Consider the following 24,219-nt stretch of genomic DNA (forward strand, 5'->3'; position numbering starts at 1 on the left):
AAGTCGTCATAAAGCGGTATTTTCTAAATGGTCTTACTAAGCAGTAAGACCATTTTTGTTTTAATTATCGATTAAGGTATCTTAGCCAGTTCTTGTTTCAATTTATCGATTTTACGCAGTTCTTTTTCGATTTTACCCTCATACTTTCGGATTTTATCCGCTCTATCGTCTCTTTTGGCTTCTTCTAGGTCAGCTTGGTATTCAGCTAAATCTTGTTCATTGGATTCAATCTTCTCGCGGAGTTCATCCTTCAAACCCTCATTAGTGCAGTTCTCTTTCGCCGCTTTCAAGGCCGTGGTTAATCGCTCTACTTTGTACTGATTGTCGTACTGTTCCGCTTTCTTTATCTGATATTCGATCTCACAGAACTTCTTTTCACAGCCTGTAAGTGCGTCGCATTGGGTGCTCGCCATGCTGTTAAAAGAGAATGCGCAAAGAAATAGTAATGAGCCTTTTAGGTGTCGAGTCATGGTTTACCTTCTTATTGGGGCTATTTAGTTTGTACTTATATTTTTTGAGTCTCACTTCGAGAGTACATTAGCACCTGCTCACTTTGCTATTGGCAGGGGAGTGTTAAAGATAAGTCGCTGTGCCTAATGACTTATTTTTGAACATGGCTAGATTTACAAATGGCTAATCCACAGCTTGTCGAGTTCGCACCAACCGAAACCATTCACTTGCGCGCCGTGTATCTTTTCAGAAATCTCTAAGTTGAACGCCTCTTGCTTGAGTTCAGTCACAACCCCAGATTCATGCAACCAATGCCGAAGCGCCAACAGTGCATTCATCGCTAACTCAAAGTCTGGCTGGTTTGTTATTGAGGTTAATCCATGTTCGATTGTCTCTAGCATCTCAGCAGGCAAAGTTAAGTCCTCAAACGGGAAGCGAGTGAAAAAACTTAACCACGAAGTGAAGGTGTCGTTCTCATCAATAATGCTACACAACGCGACGTCTTTGGTTGTCAGGTAGTTAGTTTGGTAGTGGCCATATTCCACGTTGGTTTTGTGGTCGCTAGACACTGACAATTGCTCGAAAAGGGTTTGGCATTCAGAGGTGTCTTCAACGGTGAATTCACGCTCTGTTTTCGACAACGATGGGTTTTGAATCTTAAAGAAGGTTGAGCCGAATTCCGGTTTGGAATAATGGTCATCGCCACGCACGGTGGTCGTCTTTTCGGGCAGTCTCACGCACACCTGATTTTGAGCGCAGGCTTTGCTCTGTGCCCATTCTGGATAGACCCACAACTCGACTCGATTGAGAATCGGCGTGCAGTGAGAATAGGCGCTATTACGGCTCAATCTCAACATTTTGCTTGAGAAGATGTCTAATGAGAACGCGCCAGAACCAATCAGCCTATCAGTCGATGATGAGTGATCAAAAATGGATGCTTCAACTCTGGAAAGTAAGCGAGGTAAATGCCAATCAGGTTGATTCAATTTCACGACAACCACACTACCTGCCGAGACAGAGACCTCATCAATATGTTGATAGCAGCGACGCCATATTTTGCTTTGGCAGAGCGAGTTAAGGTTACGTGCTATGTCTTGAGGTTCGAGTGTTCGACCGTTATGAAAGTGAACACCATTACGAATTTGAAAGTGCCATTGCGTCGCATCTTGATTAGGCTGCCAATGATAAGCCAAATCGCCGCTGAGTTTGCCGTGCTTAACTGAGGTTAGGCGTTGGCAAACTTGCATCACTAAGAAGCGTTCGGTGCGTCTAAGTACTCGTTGAGGGTGAAGCGCTTCGAGTTCTCGGTGAAAGGGGATGTACGCGATATTTTGCGCCGGCGGATTGGTATTGCTTAGAAAGGCTTGCAACTCAGTGCCAGCATTGCGGCCGTTGAAGCTTAAGGTGCTAAACACCTGTTCTATGTTGCCTGCGTCAGCTTGGGTTTGTGCGTATCGGTAACACGCCTCAATGGGCTCAACCAGACACGTCAGCTGTGCCTTCTTGCTGCGGCCTGAGCTAGCTTGCCACTCAATCCAACCTTGCGCTGTCATTGCTTTGAGTAAGGTCTGAACGTGACGTTCACTCACGTGCAGCAGTGTGGCCAGTTGGTTGACCTGACAGTGCGATACTCCAGGCCCAAAAGCCTGAAATATCTTTTCATACAGTTCAAGCTTGCGCTTAAGGTTGCCCAATTTGCTTTTCCTAACGACGAGGTTGAGTTAAATGTGGATAGCCAGAGTCAATCAGTGCGTTTTCCATCGCATCGAGAACTCGAGAGGTTATCTCTGAGCTTAGGATATTCGATTCAGTTTTGCCTTGAAGGACTAACTCTGAAAAATGGTCGATTTCAAACTCGAACCCATTGCCCTTCACTCGGCAGTTGATGGTCGACTTCTGGCCTTGATGCTCAATCTCAATAAAGGCCGGATTCCACCATTTTTCGTGAATGGTGATCTTAGTATCGGGCCCATTCAAGTGCGCTGATCGGGGAAGGTTTTGCACTGTTGATGCCGATATCTTACCGCTTATATCGCCAGAGAAGGTAAAGCACGCATTAGTATCAACATTTGCCCCCTCATACAGACACGACATCTCTACCTGAGGCTTTGAAGGGTTCACACCCAGCGTTCGACACAGGTCGTAGAAGAACCAAAGCCCATAGACGCCGACATCGAGCGTTGCTCCGCCTGACAAATCCGGATTGAAGATAAACAAATCGGGCTCATAGTCGTGATGGTTACCAAAGCTAGCTTCGATAGAATCTATCTGAATGTTGTTGTCGACCAAGAATGATTGGAGCTCACGATACGCGGGAAACACCACGGTTTTCATCGCTTCTAACAGCATCACGCCATTTTGTTTCGCAAGGGCTTTCATCTCAAGCCAATCACCAAGATTGGTGAAAGCTGGCTTCTCGACCAATACGTGCTTGTTATTCTTCAGAAACAGTTCAGCAAGTGGCTGGTGGTATGGGTGAACCGTAGCGATGTAAACCGCTTCAACGCTTGGGTCATTCGCCATCTCTTCGTAAGAGCCATAAGCCTTGTCGCAACCAAACTTATTGGCAAACGTAGCTGCGCGTGAGTGATCTCTTGCGGCAACGGCATACAATTCACCATGCAGACAGTGCTCGGTTACTGCTGTTGCGAATCGATTCGCGATATTACCTAGCCCTGCGATGCCCCATTTAATTTTGCGTTGCGTGTCGCTCATCAGTTGCTCCAAATCGTTGTTTTGTCTCAGTGTACTCAGAGACGCCACATACAAATAGAGAACAGATTTCTCAACTTGTTCTCTATTTATTTTATTCTAGTTGAAGCTCAGGATTAGCTCTGTATGGAGCGTTTCCAATCGGCTAGGGCTTGAATGTGTTTTGGTCCGATGCCACAACAGCCACCGACGATATTCGCACCCAATGTGTGCCAGCGTTTAGCGTAAGCTAAGTAACCTTGGCCATCCAGCTCGCGCATTTCTTGAAACATGTCATTAGCTTCATGTTCGCTGCTGATAGGTGCAAAGTTATTGGCGTAGACACCAATTTCTAAATCACTGCCTAGCTCATCGATCACTTTCTTAGTATCAATAATGGCTTGATCCATCACTTCAGGCACTGAGCAGTTAAACATAATGCCTGTCGCGTCCGATTGGCAGGCAAGTTTGATGGCGTCTGTTACGCTCTCGCCAGAACGAATATTGGCAGAATCGCCCTTGGTATCTTCCAAACTGAATGCGTAGTAACACGGCTTATCTGACTGCTTAAGTACCGCATGAATGGAATCGAATTCTTGCAGGCTACAGATGGTTTCCGCTATCCAAAGATCGATGTTTGGGTCTTGAGCATCGTAAAGCGTTTGAATGATTGGCGCTGCTTCTTCGACCTTAAACAAGTCTGGTCGGTAGCTGCCAAATGGCGGTGGAATCGCACCCGCTACTTTCACTGTGTGAGAAGCATTGTCAGCAACTGCTTTAGCCAGCTCACCAGACAGTGCGGTTAGTTCAAAGCCTCGTTGTTCGAACAGCTCTTCACCCAAGTGAAAAGGTACACAGGCGTAGCTATTGGTGATCAGGATTTCAGCACCTGCATCGACAAAGTTTTGATGCGCTTGGCTGACAAATTCGGGGGCTTCAATCAGCGCTTGAGCACTCCAAAGCGGTTGAGAAAATGGCGCGCCAATTTCTTTGAGTTCTCGGCCCATGCCGCCATCAAGTATGGTTAGTGTTTTCATATTCAATACTATCTAAACTATTGCTGAAGTTCTGCCGCCACCATATCAGACAACCTTGTTAGACAGAAGTTATCAAATTATGTGTTACTGAGAACGAAATGGGTTATCAATATTTCAATCCAAACTAACGTGATGCCGCATTAGATCAAAGGCGTGCCTCTGACGTTGTTGATTAACTAAAAATGGGGCAAGTTTAGAGACTAGATTGAAATAAAGTCGATACGCCAATTTTTAATGGGTCAGTATTTCGATCAAAAAAAGATTTTCAAAGTATTGCTGAAATCGGTTTCATCATATATCTTTGTTTTTAGTTGAAATCGGTTTCAGGGTTGCGATTTTTAGTTTTTAACCCGAAACCAATTACTTTTTAGCGAATATTTTTCTTAGCGAGTAACAGTATGAACAACGAATTTCCGAACGATTTTTTATGGGGTGGTGCAGTAGCAGCACATCAACTAGAAGGCGGCTGGGATGCGAATGGTAAAGGTGTCAGTGTTGTTGATGTATTAACAGCGGGCGCTCATGGTGTACAACGTCGAATCACCGATGGCGTGATTGATGGCGAAAACTACCCAAACCAAGTCGCAGTGGATTTCTATCACCGTTACAAAGAAGACATTAAGTTATTCGCTGAGATGGGCTTTAAGTGTTTCCGTACCAGTATCGCGTGGACGCGTATCTTCCCAAATGGTGACGAATCAGAACCTTGTGAAGCGGGTTTAGCGTTTTACGATGATCTGTTTGATGAGCTTCTGAAATACGACATTCAGCCTGTGGTAACACTTAGCCACTTTGAAATGCCTTATCACTTAGCCAAAGAATACGGCGGCTGGATGAACCGTAAAGTCATCGACTTCTTCGTTAAGTACTCGACTACAGTGATGGAGCGCTACCAGCACAAGGTGAAGTATTGGATGACGTTTAACGAGATCAACAACCAGATGAACACTTCGGCAGACATCTTCGGTTGGTTGTGCTCAGGCGTGAAGTTTCCACAGTGCGAAAAGCCGCAAGAAGCGATGTATCAAGCGGTTCACCATCAGTTTGTTGCAAGTGCGTTGGTGGTTAAGAAAGGTCACGAGATCAATCCAGATCTTCAAATCGGCGCAATGTGTGCGATGGTGCCTTTCTACCCTCGTTCTTCAAAGCCAGAAGACATCATGGTGGCACAGCAAGCGATGCGTGACCGTTATTTCTTCTCGGATGTAATGGTGCGTGGTCACTACCCAAATTACGCCAAGCGTGACTGGGCAATCAAAGGCTTCAACATTGAGATGCAGCCTGAAGATGAGCAAATCTTGAAAGAAGGTAAAGCGGATTACTTAGGCTTTAGCTACTACATGTCGAATACCTTGGATTCTTCTTCGCATCAGTCGATTGAAGAAGCGATGGACGGCGGTCATGAGAACTCGGTTGATAACCCGTTCATCCAGTCTAGCGATTGGGGCTGGCCAATTGATCCAACGGGTTTACGTTTCTGTTTAGCTTCTTTGTATGAACGTTATGAAGTGCCATTGTTCATCGTTGAAAACGGTTTTGGTGCGGTTGATACTATTGAAGAAGATGGCAGCATTAATGACGATTACCGCATCGCTTACCTTGGCGACCACATCAAAGAGATGAAAAAAGCCGTTGCGATCGACGGTGTTGATTTGATGGGTTACACCCCTTGGGGCTGTATCGACTTAGTGTCGTTCACCACCGGTGAGATGAAAAAACGTTACGGATTCATTTACGTAGATAAGCACAACGATCAATCTGGCTCACTAGAGCGCAAGCGCAAGAAGTCGTTCGAGTGGTATAAAGGCGTGATTGCATCTAACGGTGCCACTATTTAGAATGCATTTCCCAGCGCAGTTATGTGAACTGTGAGCTGTCATTTTGCAATGAATTAGTCGGCCTATGTCGGCTAATTTTTTATAAAGGAAGAGAAGCCAATGGTAACCATGCTTGATGTCGCGAACCGCGCAGGCGTATCTAAATCGACCGTTTCTCGTGTCTTAAATGGCAAGAACATCGTGCGCCCAGATGTGGTGAAAAAGGTATTTGATGCGATTCAAGAAACAGGTTATCGACCGAACTTGTTGGCTCAGCAATTGGCGACCAAGAAGACCAATTTCATCGGCTTTGTAATCACCAATGAGTTGTTCAATGGCCCTTACTTTTCTTCCTTGATGTATCACGCGGCTTCTTATAGCGAAAAGTCGAATCACCAACTGGTGATCACCGATGGCAAACACAGCGCTGAAGACGAAATAAAGGCCATCAACTTCCTGCTGGATATGAAGTGCGCGGGCATCATCATCTATCCGCAATGCTTAACCGAAAGCGAGATTGCAAAGATCATCGAAAGCACTGACACACCGATTCTGGTACTCAACCGAGAAATGCCGTCGAAGCCTAACCATGCCATTACCACCGACCATTATCAGAGCGCTTGTTTGATGGTTGAGCACATCATCGATCAAGGCCATACAGACATTGCTGTGATTCGAGGTAAAGCCGGTTCTTCGACCGATGAGCTGCGTTACCAAGCCTATCAAGATATGTTAACTAAACATGGTATGACATTGGATGAGTCCAAGGTTGTTCAGGGTGATTGGACGATGGAGAGCGGTTATCACGCGGCTCAGGCTCTGGTAAAAAGCAAAGCAACATTCACCGCTATCTTGTCTGAAAACGATGACATGGCGATTGGTGCGATCAAGGCGTTAACCGAACTTGGGTACTCATTACCTCACGATGTTTCTATCGTCGGCTTTGATAACAGCAAAGTGGGGGCATTTTTAACGCCAAGCTTAACGTCTGTCAGTGTGCCATTAGAGCAAATGACGCAAAAGGCGATCTTGCAAATTGTCGGTGAAACAGAGCAAGCGACCACTATCAATACCACTGGCAGTTTGGTGTTACGTGATTCGATAGCGAAGCTAAATTAGCACTGATCGAATTTCATATTTCACCTACAAAAAGTGACGAGCTGCGCATCTCTTAAACCAAGCGTAAACACTCATTATTCACTGTTATTTAGATATGCGATATTGCATTCTTGGTCGATGAATTGACCACCATTAGTTAAGTAATGTGAAACTAGCTAAGTAATATGAAAATAGCTAAGTGATGCGAGAACAGGTAAGTAACGTGAAAACAGAAAAACAAAAAATGCTAGCAGGTGAACCTTATCAGGCTTGGGATAAAGAGCTTTATGCCGCTCGTATCGAATGTCGTAAAGTACTGCAAAAGCTCAATAACAGCATTCCTGACACACCTGAATGGGAAGCGGCAACCCAAGAGCTGATTCCGGGCTGTGAAAACGCGCATCTAGAACCTCCATTTCGTTGTGATTACGGCTCGAACATCAAGCTGGGCAAGAACTTCTACGCTAACTTTAACTGCGTGATTTTGGATGTGGCTGAAGTGACCATTGGCGATAATGTGCTGCTTGGTCCGAACGTTCAAATCCTGACCGCAGGTCATCCACTCGATGTGAAAGGCCGTGTAGAAGAAGGCGTTGAGTTTGGCACACCGATCAACGTCGGCAACAATGTTTGGCTTGGCGGCGGTGTAATCATCTGCCCCGGAGTCACCATTGGCGAAAACAGCGTGATTGGCGCAGGCAGTGTGGTGACCAAAGACATCCCAGCCAATGTGGTTGCAGTCGGTAATCCATGTAAAGTGCTGAAAGAGATCGATAACGGACAATAATCAGATTAAATGACAAAGCCCGAACCTAGGTTCGGGCTTTGTTTTTTCTATTCTTGCTAGATGCTAGATGCTAGATGCTAGATGCTAGATGCTAGATGCTAGATGGAACAGCTTGTTGTGCTTGCTTCTTATCTAACGCACCACTGAATCGAGTCAGAACAAGAGCGATCAAAACGATCACAGCACCTACCCAAGGGGTGTTCATTAATCCAGATTTCGCGACAATCAAACCACCGCCCCATGAGCCTAATGCAATACCGACGTTGAAGGCTGCAATATTCAACCCAGAAGCGACATCGACTGCGTCTGGTGTGTATTTCTCAGCCAGTTTCACAACATACACTTGTAGTCCTGGAACGTTACCGAATGCAAATGCACCCCAAACCAAAATAGTCGCAACGGCTGCATAAGGGTTTACTGCGGTAAAGTTGAATACCACCAGTACTGCGGCTAAACCAGAGAAGATAACGGTTAGCGCTTTAATCGGCCCCATCTTGTCAGCCATTTTTCCGCCCCAGATGTTACCTACCGCTACTGACACACCGTAGACCAACATGATTAAGCTGATTGAGCTCGAATCAAACCCTGATACGTTTTCCAGTATTGGAGCAAGGAACGTAAACGCTGTGAATGTGCCGCCATAACCCAGTGCTGTGATAGCGTAAACCAACAGTAAGCGTGGTTGAGTTAGAACCTTTAGTTGTGCCGAAATCTTCGCCGCTGGTGGTTGCTTAAGGTTGCTTGGAACCAAGATAGCGCTACCGATAAGAGCAATAAGGCCAAGCAGAGCAACGATCAAGAAGGTCGCTTGCCAGCCGAAGGTTTGGCCGATGTAAGTACCCAGTGGTACGCCAGTCACCAATGCAACTGTTAAACCCGTAAACATGATTGCAATGGCACTGGCTGCTTTATCTTTTGAAACCAAACCTGTCGCGATGGTCGATCCAATCGAGAAGAACACACCATGGGCAAGGCCAGTCAAAATTCGTGCGGCGATCAGCGTGTTATAGCCTGGAGCTTGCCACGCCAATAAGTTACCAATGACAAACAATGCCATCACAGTCAGTAACACCGCTTTACGATTCCATTTACCGGTTAATGCCGTTAATACTGGTGCGCCAATAGCAACGCCAAGCGCGTATAAACTGACTAATAGGCCTGCCGATGGCAGAGATACATTCAAGTCGCTCGCCATGGTAGGAATCAAGCCTACGATGACAAATTCTGTGGTTCCGATGGCAAAGGCGCTGAGCGTCAATGCAAGTAATGCTAGTGGCATAGTCATCTCTCTTACTGTTCTTTGTTAAATACCGAGCGCGATAAAATGGGGCAGCTTGTGACTGCAATAGGAGCGCTTCGTTTGATGGCGAGGATTATCTAGTAAAATATATTTGTGAAAAAATGCCATTATTAACAAATAACCTTTGTGAAATTTGCAATAATTAAAGAGTTAGCCGATCATTGGGTAAAGCTGATGAGATCGAAAAGACACAGATGATTTGAGCTGTGATGAGCACAAGCGAGATGACATTAAACAAAATGAAGATAGCGAAGGAGCCTCATGTTAACCCGTTCAGATGATTTAGAAATGGTACTCACCGTCGTCGATGCGGGTGGTTTTTCTGCGGCGGCAGAGGCGCTGGATGTGCAGGTCGCCAAGGTATCTCGCTCGGTGAGTAAGGTTGAGTCGCAACTCGGCGTCTCGATATTCAACCGAACAACGAGACGCGTGGAATTGACGGAGGAAGGGCGGCAGTTTGTCGATTCAGTCAGGGTGGGATTACAAATGATCCAGAGCGCGGAAGAAGAAATCGTGTCGCGCGGTGAGTTGCCAAAAGGTCGTTTAAGAGTCGATGCCGCCAGTCCATTCGTATTCCATCAGCTAGTGCCGTTGGTGCAGTCATTCAAAGAGGCTTACCCAGACATTGAGTTGGAACTCACTTCCAACGAAGGCTTCGTTGATCTTCTAGAAAAGAGAACTGATGTTGCGATTCGAATCGGTAAGTTGTCCGATTCAACACTGCACGCTCGCCCGTTAGGAAAAAGTTTACTCCATATTGTGGCGTCACCTGATTATCTCGCTAAGCGTGGGCTGCCCACCAAACCTGAAGATTTGAGTTCGCATCAAATTGTGGGTTTTGCAGGGAACAAAGTGCTTAACCATTGGCCTTTACCAAACCAAAGTGATGTCGCGCCTACCGTGACAGCCAGTAATGGTGAAACCGTGCGTCAACTGGCATTAGCTGGAAATGGGATAGCTTGTCTGTCGGGTTTTATGGTGCAGGAAGATATGGCAGCAGGGCGTCTAATCCCTATTCTGGAACAAGACAAACTTGCCAACACAGACCGAGAGCGAGTGAATGCGGTTTACTACAAGTCGTCATCGGTCTCTAAACGTATCTCGGCGTTTATTGATTTTATACAGCCCCGTTTGAAGCTCTAACTAAGGCAGACTACTTGGACTGTAACTAAGCGATCTTAGTCATCTCGTTAAGTGTAAATAACGTAACATCCAGTTTTCATTAATTCTAATTTTTTACCAATACTACTTTGCCTTGGCTGATGATGTTGTTCTTATCTTGGATAATTACCTATAAATTTCCGGCTTTAGCAGTAATAATCAATTAATAGATCGGAATAGCTTGTTCATTGAAAAGCTGTACGGAAAGTTTCTAAAGACGTCATCGTGAAAAGGAAGTCAGATACATGCCTGTGCTCCAACGCATCAGTTTAACGTTAATCTTAATCGCCGTTTTAGGTGGGTGTTCTTCACTTCCTGAAGGCATCGATCATCCAACAGAACCGCCAACCTCTCCTACACCTAGTTCTTTATCGGTTCTAACCAATGAATTTCAGCCAGAAGCTTTAGAGCAAGGCACCACTGCGGTTCGTCTGCAAGAGTCGGGTTGGGATGCTTTGGCACAGCGATTAGCACTGGTTGAAAGTGCAGAGCACACCATAGATATTCAATACTACATCTGGAATTCTGACGAATCGGGCCGTTATCTAGCCAGTCGTTTGTTAGAAGCAGCGGATCGGGGGGTAAAGGTGCGCGTGATGCTTGATGATATTAATCTCAATGAGCGTGAAGGCCTGTTGTCGGCTCTGAATGCACACCCGAATGTAGAGATCCGAATCTTTAACCCAACCCCAACACGCCGTGGCTTCAGCAAATGGTTGAGCTTTGTTGGTGACTTTTCTCGCTTAAATCGCCGAATGCACAACAAGTCGTTTACCGTCGATGGCACTTTGTCTGTGGTTGGCGGCCGTAATATTGGTGATGAATACTTCGATCTTTCTGACGAGATCAACTTCCGAGATCGTGATGTATTAGTGATGGGCTCAGTCGTTACCACTATCCAAACTAGCTTTATAGAGTACTGGAATAGCCGTTGGTCTTATCCCATCGATATGTTGGGTGATGAGGTGTTGCCAGATATCTCTATTTTGATTGGCACTGAACCTCCTTCTTATAAACATTTTCCTGAGTTACCAATAGACGGTAAATCAGCGGCTAAATTATTGAAAAGTACATTGAGTCAAATGACCTGGGTCAATGCTCGTTTTGTATACGATCCCCCCGTGCCTATCGACTCGGATAATACCGACTTACCGAAAGTTACGGCAGTTTTACTGGCAGATTTAGCGCGCAAGTCTAAATACGAAATCTTATTGGAATCCGCTTACCTGGTGTTTGACGATGGCCAACTTGATGAGTGGCATTCATTAAGTAACAACAACGTTGAGATAAAGGCGCTCACCAATTCAATGGCCTCGAATGATCTGGTGACCAACCACTCTGCTTACGCAGGAAGGCGTAGCGATATGTTAGAGCATGGTATTGAATTATTTGAGCTGAAGCCTGAATCTCAGTTATGTGAGGCATCTACCAAAGACGCTTCTAAATGTGCACCATCAACAGCTTATGGTTTGCATGCGAAGTCGGTCGTATTTGATAAACGCATTGCCAGCATTGGATCATTTAACTTCAATTTACGTTCTACGTATCTCAACACGGAATCAGTGCTAATCATCGAAAACAAAACCATTGCCGAAAAACTAGCAGAAACCATTGAGCAAGCAATGAGCGAAGAAAACAGCTGGCGGTTAAAACTTAATGAGGGTGATGTGAATTGGTATTCCGGCGAGCAAAGTTGGGACAGCGAACCTGAGACAGGTCAATGGGAACGAATACAGTCAGGCTTCTTACAATTGTTACCGATTGAGAAATATCTGTAACAAAACAATTACCGTATAAACAAAAAATGTCAGCGTATATTGCGCTGACATTTTTGTTTGTGCTGTTTTTTTGCTGTAATAGCTCAACGACTCAACGACTCAACGACTCAACGCTTGGTCAACTGCTTGCTGTTTAAGTAAGGCAGAATATGTGGGCGAGATTCACCAGACAGCTTTTGCGTGATCTGTTGTGACCAACTGCTTTGCTTCTGATTGCTTGAGCGGTTCGCGTAGTAGCTTTGCATTGAATCATCGTAACGTGCAATCTCATCGAGACTCAGCGGCTGGTATTGATTTTCGTGCATCACCACGTGAGCAGGAAGGCGAGGCTTAACCTCTGGTTGTTGTGCCGGGTGACCTAAGCACATCCCGAACAACACGGCGGTATGTTGTGGTAGTTCTAACAGTTCATCCACTTGTTGTGCGTTGTTACGCAAGCCACCAATGTACACACCACCTAAACCAAGTGACTCGGCAGCTAGCATGCAGTTTTGCGCCATGATGCCAGAATCGACAGCGCCAATCAGAGTCAGTTCAGTGAAATCTGTTTTAACCTCTGGGTTGATTTGAGCGTGCCGTTGATAGTCGATACAGAACACCAAAAACTCGGCTGCACTTTCTACATAAGCTTGATTACCTGCGTATTCCGCTAGCAGCTTACGCTTCTCTTTATCTGTCACTCTGACGATAGAAACTGCTTGCAATAAGCTAGACGATGAGGCGGCTAGGCCTGATTGAATAATAAGATCGAGTTGACCCTGCTCTATCGGTTGTTCGGTATATTGGCGAATCGAGCGGTGCCCTAAGATGGTATCAATCGTGCTGTTCATGCTATCAGACAGTCCTTGTTTTTTTATGATTATTGCGAATTACCATAACGAGATTTACGGTTGGGGTAAACCTCAAAACGATCATGTTTGAGCGAAAGATTGAATGTTGGCTCTCGTTGCCCTGATGAGAAATAAGTATCGGTTATAGTGTTTATAAGTGGAAAATCAGAGCAGACCAACTAGGATGAATTACATTAAACCCTATAATTAATTCAACCACATGGTAGTGCTATGAAAAAAATAACCCTTTTGTCAGTTGCAATTTTATCTAGCCTTTCTTTCTCGTCTTTTGCTAAAGATTGTGATCCTAATTTGCTGCCTTCTTGGAAGGATGGTGAGAGTAAATCAGCCATCGTGGATTTCGTTGGTCAAGCCACCAAAGCAGAGTCTGATACTTTTGTATCGGTTCAAGATCGTATTGCTGTGTTCGATAACGACGGTACGCTATGGTCAGAAAAACCTTATTACTTCCAACTGGCCTTTGCGCTAGATCGTGTAAAAGAGATGGCGCCTGAACACCCCGAATGGAAAACAGAAGCACCGTTTAAGTTTGTACTTGAAGAGGATATTGAGAGCGTTCTAGGTAGTGGTGAAGAAGGGTTGTTGAAAATTATTATGGCGACACACTCTGGTATGACCGTTGAGCAATACCAACAAGATGTTAAGCAATGGTTGGCGGTAGCAAAAGACGAGCGTTTTAACAAAGCCTACACAGACCTGACTTATCAGCCAATGAAAGAGATGCTGACTTATCTGCAAGATCATGACTTTAAGACTTACATCGTGTCGGGAGGTGGCGTTGATTTTATGAGAGCGTGGGCTCCGCAAGCGTATAACATTCCGCCAGAGCAGATCATCGGCAGCGCGCTTAAATACAACTACAGCTACAACGATGGTAATCCGACCGTGACCAAAGACTCGTCCATTTTGACGATTGATGATAAAGCCGGAAAAGTCACTAATATTCAGCATATTATCGGTAAGAAGCCGATTTTGGCGGTGGGTAACTCAGACGGTGATCAAGCGATGATGCAATGGGCAACCAGTCAACCAAATTCAATGGCAATGATTGTTCACCATACTGACGCCGAGCGCGAGTGGAAGTACGATCGCGAATCTCATGTCGGTAAGCTTGATAAAGCACTCGATGAAGCGAATTCTAGAGATGATTGGACACTGATCGACATGAAGTCCGATTGGTGTGAGGTGTATTAACACCTAGCTAACTCTTCACTAAAACAAAAAAAGGCTCGGATTTTTAATTCGAGCCTTTTTGGGAACGGACGTTTTTTAACTCAGAATTACGGGGAACGGTTTTGCAAACAATAGAGGCCTAATGTCTCGCTTTAAGCAAGAACGTACTATAAATTTTTAGCGCATGGCGGTTTAATCGGGGTAGTCGGAAAATAAAGGAATAGAAACATGAAAACGATCGGTTTACTTGGCGGTATGAGTTGGGAGTCGACAATGAGCTATTATAAATCCATTAACGAAGGTGTAAAAGCCACACTCGGCGGACTCAATTCTGCAAAGGTTTGTATGTATAGCTTGAACTTCGATGAGATAGAAAAACTGCAACACCAAGGTCGTTGGGCTGATACTGCAGACATCTTGTCGGACGCGGCTTTATCGGTTGAAAAAGGCGGGGCGGATTTCATCCTGATTTGTACCAATACTATGCATAAGGTCGTTCCTGAGATCGAAGAGAAGATCACGATTCCTATCTTGCACATCGCTGATACCACCGCGCAGAAGTTGATTGAGCAAGGTGTACAAAAAGTAGGACTGCTTGGTACGGCTTTCACGATGGAGCAGGATTTCTACAAAGGGCGCTTAACCGATAAATTCGGTATCGATGTTGTGATTCCTGATGAAAGTGATCGAAAACAAGTGCACAACATCATTTACCAAGAGCTGTGCCGAGGCGAAGTCAAAGAAGAATCTCGTACTATCTATAGTCAAATTATTAAGAAGTTAAGCCAGCAAGGAGCTCAAGCGGTCATTCTTGGTTGTACCGAAATCGCCCTGTTGATTCAGCAGCAACACACCGATGTTCCGTTGTTTGATACCACTGCCATCCATGCTGAAGCGGCAGTTCGTTTGGCTATAGAGGCTAAGTAATAAGCTCCCAATAGGTTCCTATTTTGTTGCTAAACGCTGTTGTACGTTTATGAATCTGAGTCCTCGATATTCTATGCTGTGTACTGGATCCCATTTGTTATTCCTGCCAATTGCTAAGGTGATTAGTGAATATGTAGTAGACATACCCAATCACTTTACTCAACTGAAGAGGTTTATATGCTAGGTGAAAATCACTCTCTTGTTCACGAATTTCCTGAAATGAAAGACAAAATTGCTGAGCTCGCTAAAACAGACGATGGCTTTGCAACAGACATGAAGACATACGACAACCTTGATAAAGAGATTCGTAAACTAGAGCTGAAAGATTCACCCATTGATGACAGTTCGATGCAGCTACTAAAACATGAGCGCTCTGTACTTAAAGATTCATTGCATATTCGTTTATCTGCTTAGTTAATCGACGTGCTCTAGTTTTAAATAATTAAACTCCTTCGGGAGTTTAGTTATTTTGGTTCAATGTAGAGCAATGGCATGTTCATAAAGCGCTCTAATGCTGCCAACTGCCAATGTGAGTGACTTGCACACGATTATTAATATTTTTTTAATCAGATAATAAAAAAGCTTAGCGTGGGTAGCGCTAAGCTTTGTGACTTTCATGAACGATTAATTCTATAAGAATAATTATCCTACTTGAGAAAAATTCACCACTTTGCTTTGAAGTTTCTCTTTCAAGTAATCAGAAACGGCTTGCTGCTCTGCTTCGTTTAAGTACAGGCCAAGCTTGGTTCTGCGCCATAAGATGTCTTCGTCTGTCATCGCCATCTCTTCGTTGATCAAGTAATCGATCTCAGCTTGATAAACGCCATGTGCTTCGTTTGAAAAGTTAATTCCAAGGTCAGCTTCGCTCGTTGCACCTTCCAATAGGTTCCACGTGTAGGTACCAAATTGAGTCACGTAACGCAGCAGAAGTGCTTCTGATACCCAAGGGTATTTAGTGTGGATCATCTTCGCCAGTTGTTCTCTGCTGCAGCTGAAGTTACCACCTGGCAGAGTATCGTTAGCCGTCCACGGAGCCCCCATGTTTTTCAGGTATGGTTCAAGCTTCTTAAGTGCCGCTTCACCGAGCTTACGGTAGGTCGTTAACTTACCGCCAAAAATTGAAAGCAGTGGTGCTTGGTCTAGCTCTGCATCTAACTCTAGTGTGTAGTCGCGAGTGATCGCTTGTGGAGAATCAGATTCGTCATCACACAGTGGTCGAACGCCGCTGTATGTCCAAACTACATCCTCACGAGTTAGTTGATGAACAAAGTGCTGGTTAACGATGTCGACCAAGTAATCTACTTCGTCATCAGAGATAGCAACTTCACGTGGGTCGCCTTTGTATTCAAGATCGGTGGTGCCAATGATCGAAAACTTATCTAGGTAAGGGATCATAAACACAATGCGATTGTCTTTGTTTTGCAGAATGTACGCTTGGGGTTCGTCGTGAATACGCGGTACAACAATGTGCGAGCCTTTAATAAGACGAATATTACGGGGTGAAGCCTGCTCTAAGCCATCATCGAAGAATTGCTTAACCCAAGGTCCTGCCGCATTGACGAGTGCCTTTGCTTTGCGTTCGAAACGTTGATCCGTCATTACATCGTGGATCGTCACGTGCCAGATCCCACCTTCACGGTGTGCTTTCTCAACACGGCAGTAGTTACGTGCTTCAGCGTTATTCTCTTTGGCTGCAAGAACGTTAAGCAATACCATACGCGCATCATCAACCCAACAATCTGAGTATTCGAACCCTGTCTTCATTTCTGGTTTCAGTAGGCCAGATTTCGCTAAGTTGACTGTCTTACTTCCAGGAAGCGTGGTGCGCTTACCTAAGTTATCGTAAAGGAACAGGCCACAACGAATCATCCAAGCTGGGCGTAAAAATGGTCGATGGGGTAAACGGAAACGCATGGGTTGAGCAACATGAGGCGCTTTTCTTAGTAATACTTCACGTTCAGCAAGAGCTTCCGATACCAAACGAAATTCGTAATGTTCAAGGTAGCGTAGGCCACCGTGGATAAGCTTTGAGCTAGCAGAAGATGTCGCAGACGCGAAATCATTTGCTTCGTATAAGCCAACGTTAAGACCACGACCTGCTGCATCTGCCGCGATGCCTGCACCATTGATGCCGCCGCCGATCACGATCAAGTCTAAAGTGGAAGGTGTACTATTTTTTGAATTATTTTGTTGAGCACTCATGATTTTGACCTCTTTCTGAGCGAACGAGCATTTTAGAACATAATTGAATCCTATATGAACTTTCGTTTTTGGTCATTATTTATTTTCGTTTATGCGCGTTTTATGTGATTTGAGCATAAAAAAACCTCTGCTTATGAAAGCAGAGGTTCAAATAAGTCTAATTCGAGCATAGAATTGGTATAGATAAACAGCAAGGTATACTCGCTCAATACTAATCAATAATCGCGTTTTTTACAAAGAGCGCGTTTATGTGATTCCCTTGTTCACGTGTTTCTTACGTTACGATTCTTCAGCCGTTACTTGAGCCGTATTGATAACTTCGAGCGGTATGGAGAAGTCCTTAAGTATGTTTGTAATCTCTTCTGGTGGTTGTTTATTGGTAAACACCATGTGTGCTTGAGATATATTTCCGAGCTTAACCATCGCATTACGACCAAATTTACTGTGGTCGACGGCTAGCAAGATGCTACGGCTGTTGTCGATGATCGCTTGTTTCACACGAACTTCATGGTAATCAAAATCGAGCAGTGAACCATCGAAGTCGATGCCACTGATCCCTAAGATGCCGAAGTCGAGACGGAATTGCTTCACGAAATCGAGAGTGGCTTCACCCACGATACCGCCATCGCGATTCCGTACTTCGCCGCCTGCCAATATAACCTTGATCTCTGGATTAGACAGAAGAATGCTCGCAACATTGATGTTGTTGGTGACAACTCTAAGTTGCTTATGATTCTTGTTGAGAGCTCGGGCTACCGATTCTGGTGTGGTGCCGATATCAACAAACAAGGTAGCACCATCTGGGATATGCTTAACCAGTTGATCCGCTATCACATCTTTTTCGTTGAAGTTGAGTGCTTTACGAGTGCTGTAAGAGGTGTTTTCTGAGCTTAAAGGAATAGTTGCACCACCATGATAGCGACGAATCTTATTGTTATCGGCGAGTTCGTTTAGGTCGCGTCTTATAGTTTGAGGACTGACATCGAACTTCTCTACTAGCTCTTCGGTACTCACATATCCTTGTGTTTTAACCAGGTCGACTATTTGCTGGTGTCTTGGTATTTGCTTCACTTTACTTACCACTCCCTGCGCGCTGCTGTGTTTTAGCGCACCTAATTCTAAACATAACCTCGCGCTATTGTGCTCGAATTGATACGTAGAGAGAAGTAATGATGGTAAGGAATCATGTCTAAACCGCAAAAACGAAGCTCAAAATACAAAAACAAACGCTGAAACGCAAAAAAGAGCACAATAAAGTGCTCTTTTTAGTTTCGTTTACTGCGACTCGAACAACTGTACCTGTCCGATATAGCCTATTCGTATCTTAGTCTTCGCCTTCATCTTCAGTGTGAAGCTCAGACCAAACTTGAGCACACTTGATTGCGCGCTTCCAGCCTTTGTAGCGGCGGTTACGCTTCTCTTCATCGTGGTGAGGCATAAATGTACGGTTTAGAACGGCTTTGTATTGAAGCTCGTCAATATTGTCCCAGAAACCAACCGCCAGGCCAGCAAGGTAAGCCGCACCAAGCGCTGTTACTTCTGTTACTTCAGGGCGATGAACTTCAGTATCCAGCACGTCTGATTGGAATTGCATTAGGAAGTTATTCGCTACTGCTCCACCATCAACTCGTAGGTTTGCTAGCTTGATGCCAGAGTCTGCTTGCATCGCGTCTAGTACGTCGCGAGTTTGGTAGGCAATCCCTTCTAGTGTTGCACGGATGATATGATTAGAGTTAACGCCACGAGTGAGGCCAACGATCGTACCACGAGCATAAGCGTCCCAGTATGGCGCGCCTAAACCAGTAAACGCAGGCACCACATAAACGCCGTTTGAAGTATCTACTTTCGTCGCGAAGTACTCAGAGTCTTCAGCGCCATCCAGTAGCTTCATCTCATCACGTAGCCATTGGATTGATGCCCCTCCCATGAATACCGCACCTTCAAGCGCGTATGCAGGTTCGCCTTTAGGGCCACATGCTAGCGTGGTTAGTAGGCCGTTTTTAGACGTTACTTTCTCTTGGCCTGTGTTCATTAAAAGGAAACAACCTGTACCGTAAGTGTTCTTAGCTTGGCCTGCTTCTACACACATTTGACCGTAAAGTGCAGCTTGTTGGTCACCCGCAATACCCGCGATTGGGATACGAGTACCACCTTTACCACCAAGGTTTGTTTGACCGTATACCTCAGAAGAACGTTTCACTTCTGGCATCATTGACGTTGGAATACCCATTTCGTCAAGTAGCTTCTGATCCCAACATAGGTCATTGATGTTGAACAACATAGTACGTGACGCGTTGGTGTAATCCGTAACGTGTACACGTCCTTGGGTCATTTTCCAAACCAACCAAGTATCAACCGTACCGAACAATAGCTTGCCTGCTTCAGCGTCTTCACGAGCGCCTTCAACGTTGTCTAGAATCCATTTTACTTTGGTACCTGAGAAATACGGGTCAAGGACTAAGCCTGTATTATCACGTACGTAGTCTTCTAGGCCACGTGCTTTAAGGTCTTCACAGATATCTGCAGTACGGCGACATTGCCATACAATTGCGTTATAAACTGGTTTGCCAGTTTCTTTGTTCCAAACAATAGTGGTTTCACGTTGGTTAGTGATACCAATGCCTGCCAATTCATCGCTGCGAATACCCGCTTTAGCTAGGGCTTCAACCAATGTAGAGCTTTGAGAGGCCCAGATTTCCATTGGATCATGCTCAACCCAACCGGCTTTAGGGTAGATCTGAGTGAATTCTCGTTGAGAAGAACTTACGATGTTTGCATCGTGATCGAGGATTACAGCGCGAGAACTTGTGGTGCCTTGGTCTAGGGCAACAATGTATTTTTGCTCGGTCATGGTAAGAATCCTTTTTTGTCTTGTTATTTATATTTTAGTAAATGTACGGTCGCTTAGGGATTAAGCTTGAGCTTGTTCAGCTTCTTCTTCTGTTTCACATTGGTTTGGAATCGTGCAACCTTGGCCTTCTATTGGTAAGTAAGCACCGATAGCTTTTGGGTACAACCAACCACCAAAGCACGCGCCAGCAATTGGAGCGATAATTGGTACGATGAAGTAAGGGATATCACGAGCACCAGTCAGGGCGAAGTCCCACCCAGCAAAGTAAGCAAAGAGTTTTGGTCCAAAGTCACGAGCAGGGTTCATTGCAAAGCCTGTCAGTGGGCCTAAAGAACCACCAATTACCGCGATAAGAATACCGATTAGCAGTGGGTTCATTGCACCGCGAGATGCGCCATTGTTCTCATCACCTAGTGCCAAAATTGCAAACATCAACACAGCTGTAATCACGAATTCCACAGCAAAAGCGCCAAAGAAAGAAAGTGAAGCATGTGGGTAAGTTGAGAAGATACCAGCGGTTGATAGTGCGTCTTGGCTGCTACGAACGAAGTTATGTGCAATCTCGTAGTCAGTGAATAGGTTGCTGTACAGGCTGTAAACTAATGCCGCAGAGCAAAATGCGCCAAGTAGCTGAGAAATGATGTAAGGCACAACTTTCGCTTTATCAAAGCCGTGGAACATTGCCAGTGCGATGGTGACTGCAGGGTTAATGTGTGCGCCAGAAACACCGGCAGTACAGTAGATTGCGATAGCAACACCTAAGCCCCAGATGATGCTGATTTCCCATTGTCCGAATGTCGCACCAGTTAATACCAGAGCAGCCACACAGCCAACGCCGAAGAATATGAGTAATCCTGTACCGATAAATTCAGCCAAGCATTGCCCAAATAAAGAAGGGTGTTTGTTTGTTGTCATGTTCGAGTCCTTTTTAGTTTTGCTTATCTAGCACGTGTATTGTGCATATATTTGCGAACTCGAAAATAAACGAACATCAAAAGTGAGCGTTTGAGCATAAAATTGTTAATTAAAGTCACTTGAAATGTTAATCCGAACACTTTTGCTCGAAAAAGATGCTCGCATGAATGTCATTGTTCTAATTGATAGGTTGCGAAGCCGCTCAAACTACCTATATGTAAATGAATGCGCAACTGGTACGAGGAGTTTATGTTTGGATTTGTGATGCTACTTCGTGAGTGGCGGATTATTAGACTTAATTAGGGAGGGCTGTGTGATGTTTTTGCTATGTAACAGGGGCGTTAACAAATGAGCTTATATGCATAAATGAATAAACTGCCAACTATGTTGTAGTTTGGCAGTTTTAATTTGGGTGTATGTTCTTGTTATACGATACGAACTTACCGCTCTAAACCAGAGCTGCCACTTTTCCTTTCGCTACCAATTGATCTCGAACCGAGTCATATACCCAGTTGAACGCAATCGCGTAAAGTACGAAGAAAATAACTAGGCCGATGTCCATGATCAGTACGGTTAGGAAGTCGAGTTGTAGAACCCACATCAGGACAGGAAGAGTCACTGTCATCAAGCCAAGCTCAAACCCTAACCCGTGTAAAACGCGAGTCCTCTTAGTCCGTGTACTGCGGTCGGCTCCGAATACTTTATCGTAGCCGTAGTTGTAAACGTAATTCCAAGCCATTGCGATGAATGACATCGCAAGTGCTAACCCCGCCATTTTTCCTGCACCATCTCCGGTGATATACGTTGCAAGCCCTGCCATCAAAACCAAAGCAACTAATTCAAATAGCACCATGTGCAACATGCGTTCTTTATGTGACATTTTTCTAACTCTCTTTACGATTAAATAGCCGCCGATGGGCTAATGACTTGACTAGATAGTATCTACTTAAGTGATAATATAAAGATAGTTAGAATCACATATTGTGATAGTAAGTTTTGGGAGAAACCGAATGTACAACATTGAACAGCTGAAAATGTTTGTGTATGCCGTTGAATTAGGGTCATTTTCTGCCAGTGCTCGTCATTTGGGGAAGGTGCAGTCGGCGGTAAGCCAAGGCATCAGTAATCTTGAAATAGATTTTAATGTTGAGCTTTTTGATCGCTCGACTCGAAAGCCTTCACTAACCAAAGCGGGCGAGCAGTTATTTAAACAGGTGAAAGCGATCGTACTTCAGGTTGAAGATCTTAATGTAACGGTTAACGCAATGGGTAGCGGTGAAGAGGGGCTCATCAAAATTGCATTAGATGATTCACTATTGGTCCCGAACCTATCTAAGATCCTTAGTGGATTCAGTAAGCAATTCCCTGCGACTGAAGTTGAACTGGTTGCGTGTACCACAACAGAGGTCAATCCATTAATTATCGAAGAGAGAGCCGACATTGGACTGATGTTTACCAATTTGGCTTTTGATGTAGGCTCTGAGCCTTGCTTTATCGGCCACTTACCGTTTATTGCTGTGTGTCATCCAAGTCATTCGCTAGCAAAACCAAGTATCGCGAAACTCTCTGATTTACTCCCGCATCGTCAATTAATGTTGAGGGGAGACAAAGGCAAGGTGATGGATCAGTTTCCGCTGATTGCCGGTAAGGTGTGGTGGTCAAACAGCTTTATTGTTATCAAAGAGATGGTGCTTGGCAGCGATATTGGCTGGGCATACTTACCCAAGCACCTTGTCGAAGAGGAGCTGAATAAGCAATGTTTAGTGGAGATTAATGTCTCATTCGATCACAAGACATGGTCACCGCCCGTTGATCTTGTTTTGTCTAAAACACGCTCAAAAGGTCCTGCATTGCTTTGGCTTGAACAAGCATTGAAAGGCTTATTGGACGAAACGTAATCTAGACGATACTTAAATTGGATCAAACTTAACAAAAGAAAGGCTCACCGTTTAACGTGTGAGCCTTTCTGTTTAAAGTTATACTGCTTGCTAGATGTAGATGTAGATGTAGATGTAGATGTAGACGTTAGATGCTAGGTTTAACTGTTTGACCATTGTAGTACTTGTCTTTCATCTTAAGCGCCACGTTCACTAGGTAAATCAATACTGGTACTTCAATCAGTGGACCGATAACACCTGCAAACGCTTGGTCTGAGTTGATACCGAACACTGAGATAGCAACGGCAATCGCTAGCTCGAAGTTGTTACCTGTCGCTGTGAATGCAATTGATGCGTTCTTGTCGTATTCAATACCCATCTTCTTACCAATGAAGAAGCTGATGAAGAACATCGCTGTGAAGTAGATAGTCAGTGGAACAGCAATCAACAATACGTCCATTGGCAGTTCAACAATCATCTCGCCTTTTAGGCTGAACATCAGAACGATAGTGGCCAGTAGTGCAATCAGTGTGATTGGAGAGATGCGTGGAATAAACACGTCGTTGTACCACTGCTCGCCTTTCATCGACACAAGGATCTTACGGCTTAGGAAGCCCGCCAGGAATGGGATACCTAGGTAGATAAGAACACTGTGTGCAATATCGATCATCGAGATATCAACCAACATGCCTTCGTAACCAAATACTGGCGGTAGAACGCTGATGAATAACCACGCCATAAAGCTGTAGCTCACCACTTGGAATGCACTGTTTAGAGCAACCAATGCCGCGCCGTATTCTTTGTTACCGCCGCCGATGTCGTTCCAAACCAGCACCATCGCCACACAACGAGCAAGACCAATCAGAATCACGCCGACCATATAACCTGGGTGATCGCCTAAGAATGTTAGCGCCAACACGAACATCAGAATCGGGCCAACAAGCCAGTTCATGATCAGAGATAGTTTGATGGCTTTCTTATCTTTGACCACAGTACCTAATAGGTTGTAGTTAACCTTAGCCAGAGGTGGGTACATCATTAAGATAAGGCCAATCGCAAGCGGAATGTTGGTGGTACCAACCGACATCGATTCATTCCACTGTTCGATCTGTGGGAACAGGATGCCAAGCAATACACCAAGGCCCATGGCAATAAAGATCCACAGTGTTAAGTAGCGATCTAGAAAACCTAACTTTGGTTTCATGATATTTTCTCTTTGGTTGATATCGCTAATCGTCGAAAGGCGATACTGGAAAGCAAAAAAATACGCTTAGTTTATTCCGTATTCGACAAACTAAGCGCGA

The 24,219-nt window shown here is 44.8% G+C and carries 21 protein-coding genes; 9 read left to right on the forward strand and 12 right to left on the reverse strand.

Annotated elements, in window-relative coordinates; all coding sequences use genetic code 11:
- Positions 1-71: 71 nt before the first annotated feature.
- From OCV24_RS16510 to OCV24_RS16525, 4 genes are all read right to left on the reverse strand, one after another.
- A complete protein-coding gene (locus OCV24_RS16510) occupies positions 72-470 on the reverse strand; it encodes a DUF1090 domain-containing protein (RefSeq protein WP_017057804.1) in 399 nt (132 codons plus the stop codon).
- A gap of 153 nt (positions 471-623) precedes the next feature.
- Positions 624-2,144: an SgrR family transcriptional regulator gene (locus OCV24_RS16515; RefSeq protein WP_150877525.1), complete on the reverse strand. Its 1,521-nt coding sequence runs from the start codon at positions 2,142-2,144 to the stop codon at positions 624-626.
- 10 nt (positions 2,145-2,154) lie between these two features.
- Complete coding sequence (locus OCV24_RS16520) at positions 2,155-3,165, reverse strand: Gfo/Idh/MocA family protein (protein WP_017057806.1); 1,011 nt, start codon at positions 3,163-3,165, stop codon at positions 2,155-2,157.
- 113 nt (positions 3,166-3,278) lie between these two features.
- A complete protein-coding gene (locus OCV24_RS16525) occupies positions 3,279-4,178 on the reverse strand; it encodes a homocysteine S-methyltransferase family protein (RefSeq protein WP_102506719.1) in 900 nt (299 codons plus the stop codon).
- A 398-nt stretch (positions 4,179-4,576) separates the two neighbouring features.
- On the opposite strand from OCV24_RS16525, the gene OCV24_RS16530 reads away from it, so the two are divergent.
- The 3 genes from OCV24_RS16530 to OCV24_RS16540 all read left to right on the forward strand — a co-directional run bounded on the left by OCV24_RS16530 (position 4,577) and on the right by OCV24_RS16540 (position 7,880).
- The gene (locus OCV24_RS16530) at positions 4,577-6,016 is read left to right on the forward strand and encodes a 6-phospho-beta-glucosidase (RefSeq protein ID WP_102506720.1); all 1,440 of its coding nucleotides are present in this window, start codon (positions 4,577-4,579) and stop codon (positions 6,014-6,016) included.
- A gap of 99 nt (positions 6,017-6,115) precedes the next feature.
- Positions 6,116-7,114: a LacI family DNA-binding transcriptional regulator gene (locus OCV24_RS16535; protein ID WP_102506721.1), complete on the forward strand. Its 999-nt coding sequence runs from the start codon at positions 6,116-6,118 to the stop codon at positions 7,112-7,114.
- Positions 7,115-7,316: 202 nt separating this feature from the next.
- Positions 7,317-7,880, forward strand: a complete 564-nt coding sequence (locus OCV24_RS16540; RefSeq protein ID WP_150877523.1) for a sugar O-acetyltransferase — start codon at positions 7,317-7,319, stop codon at positions 7,878-7,880.
- 91 nt (positions 7,881-7,971) lie between these two features.
- On the opposite strand, the gene OCV24_RS16545 is transcribed toward OCV24_RS16540, so the two are convergent.
- Positions 7,972-9,159 carry an MFS transporter gene (locus OCV24_RS16545; protein ID WP_017062388.1) on the reverse strand — a complete coding sequence of 396 codons (1,188 nt, stop codon included), beginning with the start codon at positions 9,157-9,159 and terminating at the stop codon, positions 7,972-7,974.
- 282 nt (positions 9,160-9,441) lie between these two features.
- Here OCV24_RS16545 and OCV24_RS16550 point away from each other — a divergent pair, with 282 nt between their 5' ends.
- Together OCV24_RS16550 and OCV24_RS16555 are read left to right on the forward strand one after the other, a co-directional pair.
- Positions 9,442-10,323, forward strand: coding sequence for a LysR family transcriptional regulator (locus OCV24_RS16550; protein WP_017082594.1), 882 nt, complete (start codon positions 9,442-9,444; stop codon positions 10,321-10,323).
- A gap of 263 nt (positions 10,324-10,586) precedes the next feature.
- Positions 10,587-12,119, forward strand: a complete 1,533-nt coding sequence (locus OCV24_RS16555; RefSeq protein WP_150877521.1) for a phospholipase D family protein — start codon at positions 10,587-10,589, stop codon at positions 12,117-12,119.
- A gap of 107 nt (positions 12,120-12,226) precedes the next feature.
- Here the strand turns inward: OCV24_RS16555 and nfsA are convergent, their stop codons facing one another.
- Positions 12,227-12,949, reverse strand: coding sequence for an oxygen-insensitive NADPH nitroreductase (gene nfsA, locus OCV24_RS16560; protein WP_146449011.1), 723 nt, complete (start codon positions 12,947-12,949; stop codon positions 12,227-12,229).
- Between the two features lie 231 nt (positions 12,950-13,180).
- Here nfsA and OCV24_RS16565 point away from each other — a divergent pair, with 231 nt between their 5' ends.
- The 3 genes from OCV24_RS16565 to OCV24_RS16575 all read left to right on the forward strand — a co-directional run bounded on the left by OCV24_RS16565 (position 13,181) and on the right by OCV24_RS16575 (position 15,484).
- A complete protein-coding gene (locus tag OCV24_RS16565) occupies positions 13,181-14,164 on the forward strand; it encodes an HAD family hydrolase (RefSeq protein ID WP_150877519.1) in 984 nt (327 codons plus the stop codon).
- Positions 14,165-14,371: 207 nt separating this feature from the next.
- Positions 14,372-15,070 carry an aspartate/glutamate racemase family protein gene (locus OCV24_RS16570; protein ID WP_146449014.1) on the forward strand — a complete coding sequence of 233 codons (699 nt, stop codon included), beginning with the start codon at positions 14,372-14,374 and terminating at the stop codon, positions 15,068-15,070.
- A gap of 177 nt (positions 15,071-15,247) precedes the next feature.
- The gene (locus tag OCV24_RS16575) at positions 15,248-15,484 is read left to right on the forward strand and encodes a YdcH family protein (RefSeq protein ID WP_017057820.1); all 237 of its coding nucleotides are present in this window, start codon (positions 15,248-15,250) and stop codon (positions 15,482-15,484) included.
- Between the two features lie 228 nt (positions 15,485-15,712).
- Here OCV24_RS16575 and glpD read toward each other — a convergent pair whose 3' ends face one another.
- From glpD to OCV24_RS16600, 5 genes are all read right to left on the reverse strand, one after another.
- Complete coding sequence (gene glpD / locus OCV24_RS16580) at positions 15,713-17,272, reverse strand: glycerol-3-phosphate dehydrogenase (RefSeq protein ID WP_017057821.1); 1,560 nt, start codon at positions 17,270-17,272, stop codon at positions 15,713-15,715.
- A 279-nt stretch (positions 17,273-17,551) separates the two neighbouring features.
- Positions 17,552-18,343 (reverse strand): DeoR/GlpR family transcriptional regulator, encoded by a 792-nt coding sequence (locus OCV24_RS16585; protein ID WP_029627181.1) that lies wholly within the window; start codon positions 18,341-18,343, stop codon positions 17,552-17,554.
- Between the two features lie 253 nt (positions 18,344-18,596).
- On the reverse strand, positions 18,597-20,123 hold the full coding sequence (gene glpK, locus OCV24_RS16590; RefSeq protein ID WP_017057823.1) for a glycerol kinase GlpK: 1,527 nt from the start codon (positions 20,121-20,123) through the stop codon (positions 18,597-18,599).
- A 60-nt stretch (positions 20,124-20,183) separates the two neighbouring features.
- Positions 20,184-21,038: an MIP/aquaporin family protein gene (locus OCV24_RS16595; protein WP_017057824.1), complete on the reverse strand. Its 855-nt coding sequence runs from the start codon at positions 21,036-21,038 to the stop codon at positions 20,184-20,186.
- A gap of 448 nt (positions 21,039-21,486) precedes the next feature.
- Positions 21,487-21,918: a PACE efflux transporter gene (locus OCV24_RS16600; protein ID WP_017057825.1), complete on the reverse strand. Its 432-nt coding sequence runs from the start codon at positions 21,916-21,918 to the stop codon at positions 21,487-21,489.
- A 130-nt stretch (positions 21,919-22,048) separates the two neighbouring features.
- On the opposite strand from OCV24_RS16600, the gene OCV24_RS16605 reads away from it, so the two are divergent.
- Positions 22,049-22,936, forward strand: a complete 888-nt coding sequence (locus OCV24_RS16605; RefSeq protein WP_150877517.1) for a LysR family transcriptional regulator — start codon at positions 22,049-22,051, stop codon at positions 22,934-22,936.
- 127 nt (positions 22,937-23,063) lie between these two features.
- On the opposite strand, the gene arsB is transcribed toward OCV24_RS16605, so the two are convergent.
- On the reverse strand, positions 23,064-24,119 hold the full coding sequence (gene arsB, locus OCV24_RS16610) for an ACR3 family arsenite efflux transporter (RefSeq protein WP_077681243.1): 1,056 nt from the start codon (positions 24,117-24,119) through the stop codon (positions 23,064-23,066).
- Between the last annotated feature and the right edge of the window lie 100 nt (positions 24,120-24,219).

The organism is Vibrio kanaloae (assembly GCF_024347535.1).
Lineage (GTDB): Bacteria > Pseudomonadota > Gammaproteobacteria > Enterobacterales > Vibrionaceae > Vibrio > Vibrio kanaloae.

Excerpts from the sequence above, each read along its gene's own strand:
- OCV24_RS16510 (WP_017057804.1), bottom strand. The coding sequence starts at position 470 with ATGACTCGACACCTAAAAGGCTCATTACTATTTCTTTGCGCATTCTCT.
- OCV24_RS16520 (WP_017057806.1), bottom strand. The coding sequence starts at position 3,165 with ATGAGCGACACGCAACGCAAAATTAAATGGGGCATCGCAGGGCTAGGT.
- OCV24_RS16525 (WP_102506719.1), bottom strand. The coding sequence starts at position 4,178 with ATGAAAACACTAACCATACTTGATGGCGGCATGGGCCGAGAACTCAAA.
- OCV24_RS16530 (WP_102506720.1), top strand. The coding sequence starts at position 4,577 with ATGAACAACGAATTTCCGAACGATTTTTTATGGGGTGGTGCAGTAGCA.
- OCV24_RS16535 (WP_102506721.1), top strand. The coding sequence starts at position 6,116 with ATGGTAACCATGCTTGATGTCGCGAACCGCGCAGGCGTATCTAAATCG.
- OCV24_RS16545 (WP_017062388.1), bottom strand. The coding sequence starts at position 9,159 with ATGCCACTAGCATTACTTGCATTGACGCTCAGCGCCTTTGCCATCGGA.
- OCV24_RS16550 (WP_017082594.1), top strand. The coding sequence starts at position 9,442 with ATGTTAACCCGTTCAGATGATTTAGAAATGGTACTCACCGTCGTCGAT.
- OCV24_RS16555 (WP_150877521.1), top strand. The coding sequence starts at position 10,587 with ATGCCTGTGCTCCAACGCATCAGTTTAACGTTAATCTTAATCGCCGTT.
- nfsA (WP_146449011.1), bottom strand. The coding sequence starts at position 12,949 with ATGAACAGCACGATTGATACCATCTTAGGGCACCGCTCGATTCGCCAA.
- OCV24_RS16565 (WP_150877519.1), top strand. The coding sequence starts at position 13,181 with ATGAAAAAAATAACCCTTTTGTCAGTTGCAATTTTATCTAGCCTTTCT.
- OCV24_RS16570 (WP_146449014.1), top strand. The coding sequence starts at position 14,372 with ATGAAAACGATCGGTTTACTTGGCGGTATGAGTTGGGAGTCGACAATG.
- OCV24_RS16575 (WP_017057820.1), top strand. The coding sequence starts at position 15,248 with ATGCTAGGTGAAAATCACTCTCTTGTTCACGAATTTCCTGAAATGAAA.
- glpD (WP_017057821.1), bottom strand. The coding sequence starts at position 17,272 with ATGAGTGCTCAACAAAATAATTCAAAAAATAGTACACCTTCCACTTTA.
- glpK (WP_017057823.1), bottom strand. The coding sequence starts at position 20,123 with ATGACCGAGCAAAAATACATTGTTGCCCTAGACCAAGGCACCACAAGT.
- OCV24_RS16595 (WP_017057824.1), bottom strand. The coding sequence starts at position 21,038 with ATGACAACAAACAAACACCCTTCTTTATTTGGGCAATGCTTGGCTGAA.
- OCV24_RS16600 (WP_017057825.1), bottom strand. The coding sequence starts at position 21,918 with ATGTCACATAAAGAACGCATGTTGCACATGGTGCTATTTGAATTAGTT.
- OCV24_RS16605 (WP_150877517.1), top strand. The coding sequence starts at position 22,049 with ATGTACAACATTGAACAGCTGAAAATGTTTGTGTATGCCGTTGAATTA.
- arsB (WP_077681243.1), bottom strand. The coding sequence starts at position 24,119 with ATGAAACCAAAGTTAGGTTTTCTAGATCGCTACTTAACACTGTGGATC.